General features: G+C 45.5%; 14 protein-coding genes and 2 pseudogenes. 6 read left to right on the top strand and 10 right to left on the bottom strand.

Going from position 1 to position 16,695, the window contains the following annotated elements; translation table 11 throughout:
• The first annotated feature begins 93 nt into the window (after nt 1–93).
• Nucleotides 94–1,371 (top strand): adenosylmethionine--8-amino-7-oxononanoate transaminase, encoded by a 1,278-nt coding sequence (bioA, locus tag AK965_RS15925; protein WP_099080533.1) that lies wholly within the window; start codon nt 94–96, stop codon nt 1,369–1,371.
• Between the two features lie 124 nt (nt 1,372–1,495).
• Here bioA and AK965_RS15920 read toward each other — a convergent pair whose 3' ends face one another.
• The 6 genes from AK965_RS15920 to lrp form a co-directional block, all read right to left on the bottom strand.
• A complete protein-coding gene (locus AK965_RS15920; RefSeq protein ID WP_099080532.1) occupies nt 1,496–1,762 on the bottom strand; it encodes a DksA/TraR family C4-type zinc finger protein in 267 nt (88 codons plus the stop codon).
• Nucleotides 1,763–1,961: 199 nt separating this feature from the next.
• Nucleotides 1,962–3,269, bottom strand: a complete 1,308-nt coding sequence (serS, locus tag AK965_RS15915; RefSeq protein WP_099080531.1) for a serine--tRNA ligase — start codon at nt 3,267–3,269, stop codon at nt 1,962–1,964.
• Between the two features lie 90 nt (nt 3,270–3,359).
• Entirely contained in the window at nt 3,360–4,715 is a 1,356-nt protein-coding gene (locus tag AK965_RS15910; RefSeq protein WP_301182230.1) for a replication-associated recombination protein A, read from the bottom strand.
• Nucleotides 4,716–5,342 (bottom strand): outer membrane lipoprotein chaperone LolA, encoded by a 627-nt coding sequence (lolA, locus tag AK965_RS15905; RefSeq protein ID WP_099080530.1) that lies wholly within the window; start codon nt 5,340–5,342, stop codon nt 4,716–4,718.
• 75 nt (nt 5,343–5,417) lie between these two features.
• The gene (locus AK965_RS15900; protein WP_099080529.1) at nt 5,418–8,549 is read right to left on the bottom strand and encodes a DNA translocase FtsK 4TM domain-containing protein; all 3,132 of its coding nucleotides are present in this window, start codon (nt 8,547–8,549) and stop codon (nt 5,418–5,420) included.
• Between the two features lie 153 nt (nt 8,550–8,702).
• Nucleotides 8,703–9,197 carry a leucine-responsive transcriptional regulator Lrp gene (gene lrp, locus AK965_RS15895; RefSeq protein ID WP_099080528.1) on the bottom strand — a complete coding sequence of 165 codons (495 nt, stop codon included), beginning with the start codon at nt 9,195–9,197 and terminating at the stop codon, nt 8,703–8,705.
• Nucleotides 9,198–9,353: 156 nt separating this feature from the next.
• Between lrp and ald the strand changes: the two genes are divergently transcribed.
• On the top strand, nt 9,354–10,478 hold the full coding sequence (gene ald, locus AK965_RS15890) for an alanine dehydrogenase (protein ID WP_099080527.1): 1,125 nt from the start codon (nt 9,354–9,356) through the stop codon (nt 10,476–10,478).
• 86 nt (nt 10,479–10,564) lie between these two features.
• Here the strand turns inward: ald and AK965_RS15885 are convergent, their stop codons facing one another.
• Both AK965_RS15885 and cysB read right to left on the bottom strand, forming a co-directional pair.
• Nucleotides 10,565–11,767, bottom strand: a complete 1,203-nt coding sequence (locus tag AK965_RS15885; protein ID WP_099080526.1) for a methyltransferase — start codon at nt 11,765–11,767, stop codon at nt 10,565–10,567.
• A 57-nt stretch (nt 11,768–11,824) separates the two neighbouring features.
• Nucleotides 11,825–12,799, bottom strand: a complete 975-nt coding sequence (gene cysB / locus AK965_RS15880; protein WP_099080525.1) for an HTH-type transcriptional regulator CysB — start codon at nt 12,797–12,799, stop codon at nt 11,825–11,827.
• Between the two features lie 344 nt (nt 12,800–13,143).
• On the opposite strand from cysB, the gene AK965_RS15875 reads away from it, so the two are divergent.
• The 4 genes and pseudogenes from AK965_RS15875 to AK965_RS15860 all read left to right on the top strand — a co-directional run bounded on the left by AK965_RS15875 (nt 13,144) and on the right by AK965_RS15860 (nt 15,964).
• The gene (locus tag AK965_RS15875; protein ID WP_099080524.1) at nt 13,144–13,908 is read left to right on the top strand and encodes a DNA repair protein; all 765 of its coding nucleotides are present in this window, start codon (nt 13,144–13,146) and stop codon (nt 13,906–13,908) included.
• 122 nt (nt 13,909–14,030) lie between these two features.
• Nucleotides 14,031–14,801: a tRNA isopentenyl-2-thiomethyl-A-37 hydroxylase MiaE gene (locus AK965_RS15870; RefSeq protein WP_099080523.1), complete on the top strand. Its 771-nt coding sequence runs from the start codon at nt 14,031–14,033 to the stop codon at nt 14,799–14,801.
• A 69-nt stretch (nt 14,802–14,870) separates the two neighbouring features.
• A pseudogene (locus tag AK965_RS20745) lies at nt 14,871–15,011 on the top strand (IS6 family transposase); the annotation flags it as partial.
• 413 nt (nt 15,012–15,424) lie between these two features.
• Entirely contained in the window at nt 15,425–15,964 is a 540-nt protein-coding gene (locus AK965_RS15860) for a redoxin domain-containing protein (RefSeq protein ID WP_099080521.1), read from the top strand.
• A gap of 82 nt (nt 15,965–16,046) precedes the next feature.
• Here AK965_RS15860 and AK965_RS15855 read toward each other — a convergent pair.
• Both AK965_RS15855 and AK965_RS20550 read right to left on the bottom strand, forming a co-directional pair.
• Nucleotides 16,047–16,411: pseudogene (locus AK965_RS15855) on the bottom strand (winged helix-turn-helix transcriptional regulator).
• Nucleotides 16,412–16,493: 82 nt separating this feature from the next.
• Nucleotides 16,494–16,695: hypothetical protein (locus tag AK965_RS20550; RefSeq protein ID WP_216360619.1), on the bottom strand; the 202-nt coding region annotated here is incomplete at its 5' end.

The following is a 16,695-nucleotide window of genomic DNA, read 5'->3' as shown; positions in this document are numbered from 1 at the left end:
AGTCTACTGAGTCTCGATAAACTGTCAACACAACACAAAACAACATAGTTTACATCTGTTTATAATTTAAACTAAACATTATTGGAATTGCACATGGACCTCGCCTTCGACCGCCAGCATATCTGGCATCCTTATACTTCTACACTGACACCTCTGACCTGCTACCCAGTAGCATCAGCAAATGGTGTACACATTAAATTGGAAGATGGAACAGAGCTTGTCGATGGCATGTCTTCTTGGTGGTCGACGATCCACGGCTATAACCACCCGCACTTAAATCAAGCCGCGCACCAGCAAATCGACCAGGTGTCGCATGTAATGTTTGGCGGGATTACCCACCAGCCAGCTATCAGTTTGTGTAAGAAGCTATTGGCCCTTTCACCAAGTAATCTTGAGCATGTCTTTCTTGCTGACTCTGGCTCTGTTGCGGTAGAGGTAAGCTTGAAAATGGCGCTGCAATACTGGCATGCTAAAGGCGAACGCAGGCCGAAGTTTCTGACTTTGCGACACGGTTATCACGGCGATACCTTTGCTGCGATGTCGGTCACCGATCCAGATAACTCGATGCATTCCCTCTACAAGGGCTTTTTGCCAGAGCATATTTTTGCAGAGTCACCAACATGCGGTTATTGGGATGAGTGGAAGCCGGAAGACTTGGCCGATTTTGAACAAAAGATCTCACAGCACCATCAAGAGCTCGCAGCGGTGATCCTTGAGCCTATCGTGCAAGGCGCTGGCGGAATGCGCATCTATCACCCAGAGTTCTTAAAAGGCGTGCGTACACTTTGTGATAAATACAATCTCCTGCTGATTGCTGATGAAATCGCCACTGGGTTTGGCCGTACAGGTCTGTTGTTTGCTTGTGAGCACGCTGACATTCAACCAGACATTCTGTGTGTCGGTAAAGCACTAACAGGCGGCTACATGACCCTCTCTGCTACCCTAACAAGTAAACACGTCGCAGATACCGTTTGCGGTGGCAAGGCTGGTTGCTTCATGCATGGTCCAACCTTTATGGGTAACCCACTCGCTTGCGCCGTAGCGACAGCAAGTTTAGAGCTCATAGAACAAGGCGAATGGAAACACCAAACAAAACAAATTGAAATGCTGTTTTCTGAGTTATTACCGAAGTTAGAACAATACGATTTAGTTAAGAATACGCGCTGGCTCGGTGCAATTGGTGTGGTTGAAACTCATCGCCCAGTGAATATGGAAATAATCCAAGCTCTGTTTGTTGAGCAAGGCGTGTGGATTCGTCCATTTGGCAAGTTGATTTATATGATGCCGCCATTTATTAGCAAGCCAGAAGATATTGAAAAGTTAGTTAAGGCGATTGATGGCGCGCTGCAACGTGAAGATTGCTTCGCTTAACACGTTCTTAGTAAATTCAAGCACTGTTGTAAAAGAGAAAGCAAGAACGGTTTGGGCATGCCACTCAAACCGCTTTTTTTAATAAGCATTGTGCTCACAAGAGCAATGCCAAAGCGAAATAAGATTAACGTAATTGGCTATCTTTACTCGCACGCCGATTGAACAGCGATTGGCGTTGTGACAATAACTCTAGTGTTGATTGACACTCAATACACAAACGAACACCTTTCATTGCAATGCGACGAGCGTCAGGAATCTCATTCCCACACTCATCGCAATAATGTGCGCTTTCACCATGAGTGATATTGCCACGCACTCTCGATATTTCGTCGTCTATTGTGTTTTGAATTTGTTGGCTGACACTGTCGTCATTTGCCCACCCTACGGCCATAAGCCCTCCTCGTTACTTGAATGAGAAAATCTACTTACCGTGGTAAGGTGGATGATTATATCGCTTACAGATGAGTCGATAATCCACACGAATTTAAAAACACTATTACGCCTGGGTAAAAGTTAGAACTTTCACGCCATGGAGATAACAAAAAACCCAGCTTAAAAAGCTGGGTTTTGGTGTTTTAGTGGTTAATGAATTAACCGATGTGCGTTGCGCCGCCCATGTACTTCTGAAGTACTGTAGGGATTGCAATGCGGCCGTCTGCTTCTTGGTTGTTTTCTAGAATAGCAACCATGGTACGACCTACTGCTAGACCAGAACCGTTTAGCGTGTGTACAAGCTCAGGTTTCTTCTCGCCTTTACGACGGAAACGCGCTTGCATGCGACGAGCTTGGAAGTCCCACATGTTAGAACATGAAGAGATTTCGCGGTAAGTTTCTTGAGCAGGAACCCACACTTCTAGGTCGTAAGTTTTACGTGCGCCGAAGCCCATGTCACCTGTACATAGAACCACTTTACGGTAAGGAAGCTCTAGAAGTTGTAGAACTTTCTCAGCGTGACCTGTTAGCTCTTCTAGCGCGTTCATTGAATCTTCTGGCTTAGTGATTTGTACTAGTTCAACTTTGTCGAATTGGTGCATACGAATCAGGCCACGAGTATCACGACCGTAAGAACCAGCTTCTGAACGGAAACATGGTGTGTGAGCAGTCATCTTAAGTGGTAGATCCGCTTCGTCAGAAATCGTGTCACGAACTAGGTTCGTTACTGGCACTTCTGCCGTAGGGATAAGAGACAGTTTACGTGGCTCTTCGTCGTTTACTTTTTCCGCTAGAGGTTCTGTGTGGAAAAGGTCTTTACCGAACTTAGGAAGCTGACCAGTACCGAATAGGCTGTCAGAGTTGACTAGGTAAGGTACGTACATTTCTGTGTAACCGTGTTCTTCGGTGTGAAGATCTAGCATGAATTGAGCGATTGCACGGTGTAGACGCGCGAATTGGCCTTTCATCACGATGAAACGTGCACCGGTGATCTTAACTGCGCTTGCGAAGTCTAGACCGTCACCCATTTCGCCTAGGTCAACGTGGTCTTTCAGTTCGAAGTCGTAAGATTTAGGTTCACCCCAACGAGAGATTTCTACGTTGTCGTTCTCATCTTTACCATCCGGCACTTCATCCGCTGGAATGTTTGGAACAGAAAGCGTGAAATCGTCTAGTTGAGCCATCACTTGCTCAAGTTCCACTTTCTTCGCATCAAGATCGCTACCTAGCGTACCGATTTGTTTCTTGATCTCTTCTGCGCCTTCTTTGTCGCCAGCCGCCATTTTTTGGCCGATTTGCTTGGAGATGGAGTTACGCGTGGATTGTAAATTTTCTACTTCTACTTGAATGGACTTACGTTGTTCTTCAAGTTTACGAATAGTATCTACGTCTAGCTTAAAGCCGCGACGCGCCAGTTTAGCAGCTGTTTCATCCAGCTCTGTACGAAGTAATTTAGAATCCAGCATTGTTAATCCTATGCTTTTTGTTGTGAAATCACGCGCCGTTTCCGAACAGACACGTTTTAAAATCTATCGAATAAATGTATCCAAAAAAGCCTACTTTTCATAGCGCTTTTGTAGGCTATTTGCGTCTAAAGTAGCCAAGTAATCCAACTTTTCGCCAATTTTGGTCTCTAGACCACGATTTGTCGGCTGATAGTACTTACGATCGCCCATTTCAGGCGGCAGATATTGCTCTCCAGCTGCATACGCACCTGGCTCATCATGTGCATAACGATATTCTGCTCCATAGCCCATATCTTTCATCAAGCTCGTTGGTGCATTTCTCAGGTGATGCGGTACTTCATATTCCGGTAAATTGTGAGCATCAGTGAGCGCTTGTTTCCACGCCACGTACACCGCATTACTCTTAGGTGCGCACGCTAGGTAGACAATCGCTTGAGCAATCGCACGTTCACCCTCTGCTGGGCCAACGCGAGTGAAGCAATCCCAAGCGGATAGCGCCACTTGCATTGCGCGTGGATCTGCATTGCCCACATCTTCCGATGCGATGGCAAGCAAGCGCCTTGCGATGTAAAGCGGGTCACAGCCAGCTGCTATCATGCGTGCAGACCAATACAGTGCCGCATCTGGGTTAGAGCCACGGATCGATTTGTGCACAGCAGAGATTAAGTCGTACCAAATATCACCTTTGTTGTCGAAGCGAGAAACCTTCTCCCCTGCTACTTCTGCAAGCAGCTTGAGAGTGATCGCTTTTTCACCTTGATCGTTATCCTCTGCCATATCGTAGAGTAGCTCAAGGTAGTTAAGTGACATACGTGCATCACCGTTTACCAACTCGGCTAAGCGATCTAATACATTATCGGCAAAGTGTGCGGGCGTTTTACCTAGACCACGGTCTTTGTCGTTGATCGCTTGATTCAAAGCGAGTGAGATTTCACCTTTGTCGAGAGAAGTTAACTTGTACACACGTGCTCGTGACAGCAATGCGTTATTCAACTCAAAAGATGGGTTCTCTGTTGTCGCGCCAATAAAGGTAACCGTACCGTCCTCAATATGCGGTAAGAAAGCGTCTTGCTGAGACTTGTTGAAGCGATGTACCTCATCCACAAACAAGATAGTGCGACGCCCCGCCATTTTATTCTCACGCGCTTTCTCGATAGCGGCACGGATCTCTTTCACCCCCGATGTCACCGCAGAAACACGCTCGACCTCAGCATTGGCATAGTTTGCAGCCACTTCTGCTAACGTCGTTTTCCCGGTACCCGGAGGCCCCCAAAGAATCATTGAGTGAATATGGCCGGCCTCTAGCGCACGGCGCAGTGGCTTCCCAGGACCTAAAATATGCTGCTGACCGATGTACTGATCAATGGTTTCCGGTCTCATACGAGCAGCAAGGGGACGAAAATCTTCGTCCCCCGAGAAATCTAATGTGTAATTGCTCACTACCAATTAATTCCTTTGGTCATCCACTTCCACACCCTCTGGAATCGTGAATGTAAATCTGTTTGCTTTTGGTTTACCCAGCTTCACATTGTTAAACTCAAACAAGCCTTTTTGACCATCTTGCTCAATCACATTAAAGCCTTTTACCACACCTTTAATATCAATATTAATCTGGAATTGGCCCTGAGTAGAGTCGATTGCGGTAGGAATAAGCGTAAACTGATCGCCCTTCTGAAAAATTTTATAATTACCCCAATCACTTGCACGATTACGGGTTAACAGCACAAACGGGGTTTGTTCGGTGGCTTGCTCTTGATCATAAATACTGACTTGCTCAATGAAAGGACTGTAGTACCAAAGCGTTTTACCATCAGAAACCAACAAGTTCTCATCCGGAAATGTCGTACTCCAACGGAACAGGCTCGGACGAGAAATTTCAACGGTTCCTTCCCCTTCCATTATCGTTTCACCGTCTGGGCTGATCACTTGTTGTGAAAAATCGGCTTTGAACCCTTCATTCATCGCAAGGCGTTTGCTCAATTCGTCTTTTGGAGATGCGGCGTATGCAGTAGTAAAGAGAGAAAAGCTAAAAACAAGTGCTGAGAACATTTTCGCTGAAAGTTGTTTTTTCATTCAGATACCTATCAAATGGGTCAAAGACCTAAAGTGACTCACCTCAATTGGACTGAGGTGAGTAAAACAAGTTCATTAATCTTTTGGTGGCGCCGGTGCTAAGACCTCGCGGTTACCATTGTGACCAGGCGCACTTACAATACCTTGCGCTTCAAGCTGCTCGACAATACGTGCCGCTCGGTTGTAACCAATCTTGAATCGACGTTGTACGCCCGATACCGAACCACGACGAGACTGCACCACATGCTCGACAACTTGATCGAACAGCGGGTCCACTTCTTCGTCTGATTCCATCTGTTCACCAGGGAGCAACGCTTCAGGACCTTGATCGCCGCTGATGATCTCATCGATATAGTTTGGCTTACCACGTGCTTTCCAGTTATTGACCACCGCATGAACATCATCATCTGATGCAAACGCACCATGAACACGTGTGGTATGACTTGAACCCGGTGGCAGATAAAGCATATCACCCATCCCCAATAGCGATTCTGCACCACCTTGGTCAAGGATAGTACGCGAGTCCGTCTTAGTAGAGACGGTGAATGCCACACGTGTTGGGATGTTCGCTTTGATCAAGCCGGTAATAACATCAACCGATGGGCGCTGCGTCGCAAGGATCAGGTGAATACCTGCCGCACGCGCTTTTTGAGCCAAGCGCGCGATCAGTTCTTCAACCTTCTTACCCACGACCATCATTAGGTCAGCAAATTCATCGACAACTACGACAATGTATGGCAGTTTTTCTAGCAACGGGGGCTCAGTGTCCATGCTGTCGCCTTCTTGCCAGAATGGGTCATGGATTGGGTGACCCGCTTCTGCTGCCATTTTCAGTTTCTCGTTGAAGCCTTTCACGTTACGTACGCCAAGTGCCGACATCAGTTTGTAACGACGTTCCATCTCACCCACACACCAGCGTAGAGCATTGGACGCATCTTTCATGTCGGTAACGACTTCAGCCAGAAGATGAGGAATACCTTCGTAAATCGAAAGTTCCAACATTTTCGGGTCAATCATGATAAAACGGAGATCTTCCGGTGATGCCTTATAAAGCATACTCAAGATCATCACGTTTACACCCACAGACTTACCGGAGCCCGTTGTACCGGCCACCAGCACGTGCGGCATTTTAGCAATATCGGCGATCACCGCTTCACCTGCGATGTCTTGACCTAGCACCACTGTCGTAGGTGACGTCGCTTGTTCAAACTGCGGGCTGCTGATTACGTCTGACAGGTAAACCGTTTGACGGCTCATGTTTGGCAACTCTAGGCCAACATAAGGTTTACCGGGAATCACTTCTACAACACGTACTGCCATGGCAGACAACGCACGTGCCAAGTCCATAGACAGACCAGAAATGCGACTTACTTTTACGCCCGGAGCCAAATCAAGCTCGAATCGAGTGATCACTGGTCCGGGATAGATACCCACCACATCGGCTTTAATTTTGTAATCTGCTAGCTTAGTTTCCACTAAACGAGCGACTTGCTCGAGCGCTTCGCGGTCAATGAAATTCTCACGCTTTTCAGGATGATACAAAAGCTCCAGCGTTGGGAGAGGCTCAGTCGGCACAGGCAAGTTATGTTCTTGCTGCACTAAGAATGGGTTTTGCTGTGCGACCACTTTTGCTTGTGCGCTAGCGACCAAATTCTGGAAAGCCACAGCGTCTTGATCGCCTTCTTCCGCTGCTTCTATTTCCGTATCACTCGCCACCGGTGCCGGTTCAAATGTCGCCGTAACTTGCGATGAAGGAGCAGCCTGTATTGATTCCGCATGCTGATATTGAGGCTGAGGTTCAACTTGAGCCGGTTGAAGTTGTTGAACCACTTGTGGCACCACATACTCATCTTCTTCATCCACAACATCAAAATTGGAGATGATTGGCTCAATATGCTGGCTCGGTTCAGTTTGCTCGATGATATTGTCTAGCGTATCCGAATCAATCACAGGTTCTTCATGCTGACGTTGTTCCGCATAAATTTGACCAACTTGAGGCTGCTGTGCTTGTTCAGCTTCAAATTGCGAGTACTCAGCGTAGTTCGGTTCGTTATCAAACTGTCCTACCTCCGAATATTCTGGTTGAGCGAACGGCTCTGGTTGAGAGACCGGATCTTGCTGAACAGTTTGCTGCGCTTGCACAGCGTTATCATCTTGAGCTAAAGCAGACGCAACAAATTCTGGTGTTGGGATTTCAACCGGTTTAGCGACGAGCTCTTGAGGCACAGTGACTGGCTGACCATCTTCCGCCCAGTCATCTGCTTGCTGAGCTGCAGCTTCTAGCTCTTCAATCGTAACATTAAGCTGCTTAGTACGTTCGACCATTGGGTCAACGTTCTCGATAGTTACCGCATTGATAGGTTGCGGTGTCACTTGTTCTGCGATCGCTTGAGGCATATAAATTGGGTACTCATGAGTCGGAACCACGTCTTTCTCTTCTTCAACGTCATACGCCGTCAGATGTGGCAAAGTCTCATCTTCAGACGGCTCAGCCACATGCTGAGTTGGGACTTTATCTTCTGCAAATGAGTCCAGTTGAGGCTCAAGTGTCTCTTGCTCTGTACCGCGAACTTTGTTTGCAACCACACCAACTAAAGCCAGTGCACTGTCACCTAACCACTCAACAATGCTCAACCAAGAGATACCTGTAAACAAAGTAAAACCTGCTCCCCATAGGAAAAGAAGCACAAGCGTCGTACCCAGCACATTCAGTGTAGGTAGCGCTAGACTGGTGAGAACGTCACCAACAACGCCACCAGACGAGAAGTACCAAATGTCGTCAAAGTTGATATCAGCAAGACCACAACTGGTAAGAATAAGGATAACTAAACCTAGTAGACGAGTGCCCCACAGCATTAAGTCAATAGGTTCGTCCTCGCCACGCTTACGGCAAATGACCCAAGCCCCTGCGGTTAACAGAAAAGGTAATGGGTATGCGAGTGAACCGAAGGTAAAAAAGAGTGTGTCGGCAAGCCAAGCGCCGAACAGACCACCAGCGTTATCAATTTCACCGCCCCAAGCAGTTTGAGACCAAGACGGATCGGCTGGGCTAAAAGTGAATAGTGCGACGGCAAGCAATACCGAGCTAAGAACGCCAACGATAAAGCAGCACTCTTTTAAACGTTGGAAGCCATTTAAACGTGAAGTCTGAGGCTCTTCACTTGTTTTGATGATGGTTTCGACTTTCTTTTCGTTCTCTTTGAACATAAATCAACTTGAGTATGGAAATGAATTAGGAATAAATAAAAACATGCCGAGCGGCACTAAGCCGCTCGGTAAATTGATTTAACCATATCAAAGAGAAAAACCCAATTACTCTATAGCGAAAGCGGAAGGATATTCCGCTTTCTTTGCAATAAATTAACGAGTTTTGATCACAAGCTGGTTAGATTGCTTCACTTCTTCCATTACTACGTAAGTACGTGTGTCATTAACACCTGGTAAACGCAGCAACGTATCACCTAATAGTCGGCGGTAAGCCCCCATATCTGATACACGGGTTTTAAGAAGATAGTCGAAATCACCTGACACAAGATGACACTCTTGAATGTCGTCTAGTTTTTGAACAGCCGCATTAAACTGTTCGAATACATCTGGCGCACCACGGTTAAGCGTAATCTCTACGAATACTAATAGTGATGCATCAAGAAACTGCGGGTTAAGTAGCGCAGTGTACCCTGTGATATAGCCTTGACGCTCTAAGCGACGCACACGCTCCAAACACGGCGTTGGAGAAAGTCCTACACGCTTAGAAAGCTCAACATTTGAAATACGACCATCTTTCTGCAACTCATTTAAGATATTGCGGTCGATACGGTCTAGTTCCTTGGACGGCTTTTTATAGTTGTCTGCCATTTTTTATTCCACCTTTTTACTTCCTTGCAAATAAATATACTACAACTTTTTAATATTTGGTGCCAAATTTTACAAATATGCAACTATACTAGTTGTTAATTCGACAATAACACCCTACAAACAGTTAATACAACCATTTTATGAAGAGGATACAGGATGATCATTGGCGTACCAAAGGAAATCAAAAACCACGAATACCGAGTGGGCATGATCCCAGCTAGCGTGAGAGAACTTATCTCACATGGTCACCAAGTTTTTGTTGAGACCAATGCTGGTGCCGGCATCGGTTTTTCAGACGATGATTACATCGCTGTAGGTGCATCCATTCTCCCTACTGCTGCTGACGTCTTCGCGCAAGCAGACATGATCGTAAAAGTAAAAGAACCTCAAGCTGTCGAAAGAGCAATGCTCCGCGAAGGACAGATTTTATTTACTTATTTACACCTTGCACCAGATTTTCCACAAACTGATGAGCTAATCAAGAGCAAAGCTGTCTGTATAGCATATGAGACTGTAACAGATAATATGGGTCGTTTGCCACTGTTGGCACCAATGTCAGAAGTGGCAGGTCGGATGTCTATCCAAGCTGGCGCGCAAACATTAGAAAAATCACACGGTGGCCGTGGTTTACTATTAGGTGGCGTCCCTGGTGTTGAGCCTGCGAAAGTCGTTGTTATTGGCGGAGGCGTCGTTGGCGCGAACGCCGCTCGTATGGCAGTCGGCCTTCGTGCAGATGTTACCATCCTAGACCGAAACGTTGATACGCTACGTAAACTTGACGAGGAATTCCAAGGCCGAGCTAAAGTGGTTTATTCTACTGAAGACGCGATCGAGAAGCACGTTCTGGAAGCCGATCTCGTGATTGGCGCAGTCCTTATCCCTGGCGCCGCAGCACCTAAACTGGTAACAAAAGCGCACATCGCGAAAATGAAGCCAGGCGCAGCAGTGGTTGACGTCGCAATCGACCAAGGTGGTTGTTTCGAAACGTCACATGCAACCACTCACGCAGAACCAACTTACGTGGTTGACGAAGTAGTACACTACTGTGTGGCGAACATGCCAGGTGCGGTTGCTCGCACTTCAACATTCGCCCTGAATAATGCAACACTGCCTTACATCGTGAAGCTAGCGAATAAGGGTTACCGTGAAGCCCTCCTTGACGACAAAGGCTTCTTGGAAGGTTTAAACGTTATCCACGGTAAAGTGACTTGTAAAGAAGTGGCTGAGAGCTTCGATCTAGAATACGTTGAGCCTGCACTAGGGATTGCAATGTTCAACTAATGACAAAATAGCTCATAAAATGTCACGTTTTGTTTACAAAAGCCCATCTTAGGATGGGTTTTTTATATAGAGCATTTAGCTATTAGTTATGCAAAAACCTTATAAGATGAAATTAAAATATTTCGAGGCGTGATCGATTTAGCGCAAAATTCTGCCAACCTGACACGATAACCACGTTCTTCAAGATAAAGTGCTTTGTCCAAAGCAAGCCAAACTTCTAGCGGTCGTTGAAACACTAACTGAACCAAACTCATTCGCTCCATCTGCCAGAAGCGTTGTTCAGCTAGCTTTTCAACCTCCTCAAAATCGATTGCTTGATTGAACTCGATCCCTTTTTGCTTCGCAGCCCAACGACATAAAGATTCGAAACCATCACTTAACTGAGACTTACGAATACTCGGCACTGGTTGGTAGCCCTCTAAGCCAAGCCATTGACGAGTAATTAAATCAAAACCAAGTCTAAACACCATTTCCTGCTGGCGATGACGACGCACGCGTTCACCACCCGTTACTGTTTGTTGTAAAGGAATACGTAGTTCTTGCTTAGAAAGCGTAAGTGAAGATGCTTTACCCAGCTCTGATAACGGCTGGTATTGCGCTTCTTGAATCAGATGATAGCAACACGGTGAAATCGTCATTGCTGCCACACCGCGTTCGCAGCCGTATTGCATTAAACGGACATGAAGATCACCACAGGCATGCAAAGCGACTGCGTGTTGGGTGGGCTTGAACACTGCTTTTGCTTTGGCATCAAACGCATCACCTTGAATAAAGGTCATCTTCCATTGCTGCTCATCGGCGGCTTGCTGCCCAGATTCACAGAGCGCTTGTTGAAACTCAAAACTTGTCACCGGCTGGTTAGTTTGTGTTGTTAAGATTCGGCCTAAATAGCCTTTACCGGAGCACCATTCCAACCACTCTTCACCGTGATGGTGTTGAATCGCCGCCTCACCCATCGCGCTGATTTGCTCCAACTTACGGCCTGGGATCCCACTCTCTAGCCCCCGCTGAAGTTCGAGCCCGTTTAAAGACATCACTTCAAGATTGGCGTATTTAGAAAGCGACTGGATACCGGGCAGAAACGCACTGATCTCAGCGAAAACCTGTTCTGGTTCAGCTTTAAGCTGTTCAATTTGAGAAGGGGAAAGACAGTCCAACCATTGGCAAAGCTCTGGGTGCTTTTCTTGCCAAGGTAATGATGAACGCAAACTACATTTAAACGGCTCAAATCGCCATAACGATTGGTTTTCGATTAAGCAGTTATTAATGAATTGAAATTGCGTTTTCATAGTTCCCCCCTACACTGAGAACCGGATTGTAGAGGGAATCAATACATGAATGAAGCGTTATCTGACTGGAAGCTCGATGTCTTTAAACATCTCTTCAATTTCAGAGTTGGACTTTAACGAGATCGCTTGCTCTACCACAGGACGAGTTAGGTGCGGCGCAAAACGTTCCATAAAATCGAACATGTAAGAGCGAAGGAAAGTGCCTCGGCGGAAGCCAATACTGGTTGTACTTGCACCGAACAAGTGGCTTGCATCGATTGCAACCAAATCGCTATCTTGCTCTTCATCGACCGCCATGCTCGCAATCACGCCAACACCAATACCCATACGAACGTATGTTTTTATCACATCAGCATCGGTCGCCGTGAATACCACGCGTGGTGTTAGCCCTTCACGATTAAACGCCGTATCTAGCTCAGATCGGCCAGTAAAACCGAAGACATATGTCACTAACGAATAGCCCGCCAAATCATGAATCGTTATCGTATCCTTTTTCGCTAACGGATGATCTTTTGGTACCACGATGGAACGATTCCAGTGATAACAAGGCAGCATGATTGCATCTTGATAAAGGTGGAGAGCTTCTGTCGCAATGGCAAAATTGGCCGTGCCCTTTGCAATCGCTTCAGACATTTGTGATGGTGTACCTTGATGCATATGCAGAGACACTTTCGGGTAACGCGCTGTAAAACCCTTAATCACATCTGGCAGAGCATAACGCGCTTGAGTATGCGTGGTAGAAATATTCAGCGTCCCCATCTCTGGATGAGTATGCTCTCCCGCTACTGCTTTAATGCTTTCCACTCGTGCCAGGACCTCTTGAGAGATTCGGATAATCTCTTCACCTGCAGGCGTTACCTGAGTTAAGTGCTTGCCACTTCGCTCAAAAACTTGAATGCCTAACTCATCTTCTAGCAAGCGAACTTGCTTACTGATCCCTGGTTGGGACGTATAAAGACTTTCTGCCGTGGCCGATACATTCAAGTTATGATTTACAACCTCAACGATATACTTCAGTTGTTGCAGCTTCATCGTAATCCCTTACTCATGTTGTCGAGATAAAACGTCATATTTACCGTGAAGTTAGGTGTACAACAACACACATCAAAACACTCACCGATATAATGATAAGTTATAACGTTTTCGAAACTAAATGAACAGTAATTTCTAACTTATAGCTCAATGCTATTGGACGAGCTCATTAACCACATACGCGCCTTTTGGTCATCCGTTTGCATCAATCTGGTGACCTTTTTTCGCTCTTTGCGCAACAAAACGTGTTTAAGACTAAATAATCAAATAAATATGGTGCCGAGCATGATAAGAATCATGTATTCTTCAACGCTAGCCGTAAAGTAACAAGCAGACACAAAGATATGAATATTGGTTTAATAATCGCTTTGGTAGCCATCCTATTGGTTTTGATCCTTGGCTATAATATTATGTTGCAGCACAAGGTAAAAGTAGAGACCGCGAAACGACAGGAATCCGCTCGCTATGTAGCACTGATTGACGGTACTGAAGAACTTATTAGTCACGCCCACCATATTCCTTTTAGCAAGGAGCTACTGCTGTGTCTCAATAACCGCATTTTAGACGCGCTAGAAAACATGCGAGATCTCGACCCAAGGAATAAACAATTGGTTCAGCGCGTGAGCAATATGAAACAACAAATTGAGCAACTTCAGGATAATGACCAAGGCGGTGAAAGTACCACTTTCAAATTACCAAGTAGTGATAAACAAGCCATCGTAATGCTTAAGTTGGTTAAGCGCTTGCGAGACACTATCCGTAATGAACACAATAAAGGTCGCCTTGATACGCAGACTTACGTTACTGAAAATGCACGCCTAGAAACCATACAAATTCGCATCAACATTGAGAACGTGATTAAGCGGGCTAATGACTCAATCGCTCGCGGCCAACCTGGTACGGCTCTGCAATTGCTCCGAAAAGGGATTGATGCGCTAAGCACCAAGAGTGACGCTTACTCAATTAAAGCAAAACAAAAGCTTGAAGAACTGCTAGGCGATTTAGACAAAAAACGCCAAGATAAAAGCAACGCGGAAAAGCAGCAGATTGTCGATAAAGAACGTGACAATGATATGGATGTGCTCTTCGGCGAAAAGAAAAAGTGGTAATATCCTCCACTAGTTTCCGATGAAAAGGCTGCTTTTGCAGCCTTTTTTCTATCCTACTTTTCTTTCAATCTAAGACCTGAGTTGGATAAACCCATTTATAATGTAAAGTACCAGAAATAAAAATGATTAATCTCGATGCCTATCAGGATCTTCTTGCTCCAATTAACCGATTTTTGCAATGCAGCACCCCAGATGAATGGGTTGAGGAAGCAAAGAAGCCTGAAAACCTTCAAACCATTTTATTAGACCACCTACTGTGTGAACTCAAAGCGGGCCAGTCCGCCATGTTCTTAATCCGTAAGTACGCAGTCGACAAAGCCAGCTCACACACCCTACTCGATTGGTTCAAACCATACGAAGACTTTGCTTACCGTAAAACAGGATCGCTAGAGACATTAAAAGGTAAGAGCAATATTTCCAAGGCCATCATCGCCAAATCAGATTCACCATACAGCCAAGATCTGATTGATAAAATGGTATTGCTGATAAAAGAAGAGTTGCACCATTTTTATCAAGTATTAGAAATCATGGATAGTCGCGGCGTAGAATACAAAAACATCCCAGCAAGTCGCTATGCGAAGGGATTAATCTCGCACATGAAAACCCATGAGCCAGACACCTTAATCGATAAGCTCATCATCGGTGCGTATATTGAAGCGCGTTCTTGTGAGCGCTTTGCGAAGCTTGCACCACATATGGATGAAGACATCGCCAAGTTCTATGTTTCGTTGCTGCGTTCAGAAGCCCGTCACTACCAAGACTACTTGATTCTGGCAGAGCAAATCGCAGGGAAAGACATCAGCGAACGGGTGGCTTATTTTGGCCGCATAGAGGCGGATCTGATCGCCACGCCAGACCATGATTTCAAGTTCCATAGCGGCATTCCGATTTAAGGGAACTATCGAAAATAACGGTGATTTAGGTTGGATTTCGTCCAAAACTCACTAACACTCTGTATTTTAATGTTTAAAGGCTGCCATTTTCCCTCTGAAGCTATTCGTTACTATCTCGCTTACAAGCTCAGATATCGAGAGATTGAAGAGATACAACTTGAGCACGGAGTGATGGTGGGCCATACCACCATTAACTGGTGGGTTACTAAATTAATGGGCGTATCTAGTGTGCCAACGGTGATGTTCAACAGAGAACATTATGTTTCTGGCGGACATCCAGTAGAAGGTTACCAACTGATCTTAACTGATTTAATGGCTCAGGCGAATGAAGACTAGTAGGTTTTGGCTTTTGTTCTAATCATGTAACGGTTTCACACTATTTATCACAAGTAGACTGGATAAGCGGCTTGAACGCATGACCAAGAGCGATGCCAAATTCAATGCCGAGATGCCTTGGTTAAGCTTGTTCAAAGCACCTTTAAATTGTGCAAAACCCTTCTTCTCTCTCAGTGAAAAAGTATTTGATTACAAAGCTAGGTTACTAAAAGCATACTGGTTGCAACTTGTTTTTTAGTATCCTATCTTTTTTCTAATCAGTTGTGACTTCAATCCTAGGAGCCGAGATGACATACTCACAAAAACTCAAAGCGGGTGATACGTTCCCTACATTAGAGGCAACAAAGCTGGATGGAACCAAAGTCAAGCTAGGCCAGCCTCAAGGTGATGCAACATGGCAAGCGGTGTTTGTCTATCGTGGTAAGCATTGCCCACTCTGCACTAAATACCTGAATGAAGTTGAGAACTATAAACAAGCATTTAGTGATTCAGGCGTTGATATTTTGGCGGTCTCTGGCGATTCAAAACAGCAATTAGAGCAGCATCTGGAAAAACTCGATATCAGCTTTCCAATCGCCTATGGTCTTACTGAGCAACAAATGAAGACGTTAGGGCTTTATATTTCTCTACCACGCTCTGAAGCCGAAACCGACCATAACTTTGCAGAGCCGGGGTTGTTTGTCGTCAATGAACACGGCAACTTACACGTGGTTGACCTATCCAATAACCCATTTGTAAGACCAGAACTCGGTGCACTGACCCGAGGTTTGGCATGGATTCGTAACCCAGAGAACCACTACCCTATCCGTGGCACGCTAGACTACTGAACCTCCAGTTCGAAAGACAACAAGGCAACCGTTTTGGTTGCCTTGTTACGTTACAGAGGGGAATTGATGGATGTTGCTCACACTATTTAAGCTGGACATTGTTGCTTTCAGACCATTTTCTCAACTCATCAAGAATCGTTAACGCACTGTGCCCAAACTCGGTGAGGTCGTTACTGACTACCAGTGGTTTTCCATTGAGCACACAATGTATTACCATTTTTTCACTTTCTAGTTCTTTTAAACGCTGGTCGCCATCTTCTTGCTTGCACCGCCCAACATTCTTGAAAGGTCATTGAATCTCACTGGACCATCTTTCAGATGATAGATAATTGAGCCCTTCCATTTTGAACCCAAAATCCTCATACCTTTTTCTATCGCACAAGGCTCGGTACAGGCATCAACTACGCTCTTGCGCCCTTTTAGGTCAACTTCAATTTTTGCTTTCATACAACCTCGCCAATTAGGAAACTAGGTCGCTTCGGTTTCATTTAGTGTCATTGAACCACCGCTATTAAATTTACGCTCTACGTCATCGTAGCTTACATGGGTTCATGTTGAACTTGCTAGGTGGCTTAATCGCTTGTTGTTTAAATCCAGAAAAATCATACCTTCTAGCTAAAGATGTCAACGCCAGTTTAAATTTGATCCACTTATCGACGTTATCGCCGAAGTAAAACTGACCCACCCACGTTATTAACTCTTGTTTCCAGATAGACTTTCTAGAACCGCTG

The sequence above is a fragment of the Vibrio sp. PID17_43 genome (assembly GCF_002608565.1).
Lineage (GTDB): Bacteria > Pseudomonadota > Gammaproteobacteria > Enterobacterales > Vibrionaceae > Vibrio.
The sequence above is the reverse complement of the archived record's forward strand: the minus strand, read 5'-3'. Positions and strand labels throughout refer to the sequence as shown.

What these genes read in the sequence shown, in the direction of transcription:
- bioA (WP_099080533.1), top strand. Translation starts at nt 94, where the DNA reads ATGGACCTCGCCTTCGACCGCCAGCATATCTGGCATCCTTATACTTCT.
- AK965_RS15920 (WP_099080532.1), bottom strand. Translation starts at nt 1,762, where the DNA reads ATGGCCGTAGGGTGGGCAAATGACGACAGTGTCAGCCAACAAATTCAA.
- serS (WP_099080531.1), bottom strand. Translation starts at nt 3,269, where the DNA reads ATGCTGGATTCTAAATTACTTCGTACAGAGCTGGATGAAACAGCTGCT.
- lolA (WP_099080530.1), bottom strand. Translation starts at nt 5,342, where the DNA reads ATGAAAAAACAACTTTCAGCGAAAATGTTCTCAGCACTTGTTTTTAGC.
- AK965_RS15900 (WP_099080529.1), bottom strand. Translation starts at nt 8,549, where the DNA reads ATGTTCAAAGAGAACGAAAAGAAAGTCGAAACCATCATCAAAACAAGT.
- lrp (WP_099080528.1), bottom strand. Translation starts at nt 9,197, where the DNA reads ATGGCAGACAACTATAAAAAGCCGTCCAAGGAACTAGACCGTATCGAC.
- ald (WP_099080527.1), top strand. Translation starts at nt 9,354, where the DNA reads ATGATCATTGGCGTACCAAAGGAAATCAAAAACCACGAATACCGAGTG.
- AK965_RS15885 (WP_099080526.1), bottom strand. Translation starts at nt 11,767, where the DNA reads ATGAAAACGCAATTTCAATTCATTAATAACTGCTTAATCGAAAACCAA.
- cysB (WP_099080525.1), bottom strand. Translation starts at nt 12,799, where the DNA reads ATGAAGCTGCAACAACTGAAGTATATCGTTGAGGTTGTAAATCATAAC.
- AK965_RS15875 (WP_099080524.1), top strand. Translation starts at nt 13,144, where the DNA reads ATGAATATTGGTTTAATAATCGCTTTGGTAGCCATCCTATTGGTTTTG.
- AK965_RS15870 (WP_099080523.1), top strand. Translation starts at nt 14,031, where the DNA reads ATGATTAATCTCGATGCCTATCAGGATCTTCTTGCTCCAATTAACCGA.
- AK965_RS15860 (WP_099080521.1), top strand. Translation starts at nt 15,425, where the DNA reads ATGACATACTCACAAAAACTCAAAGCGGGTGATACGTTCCCTACATTA.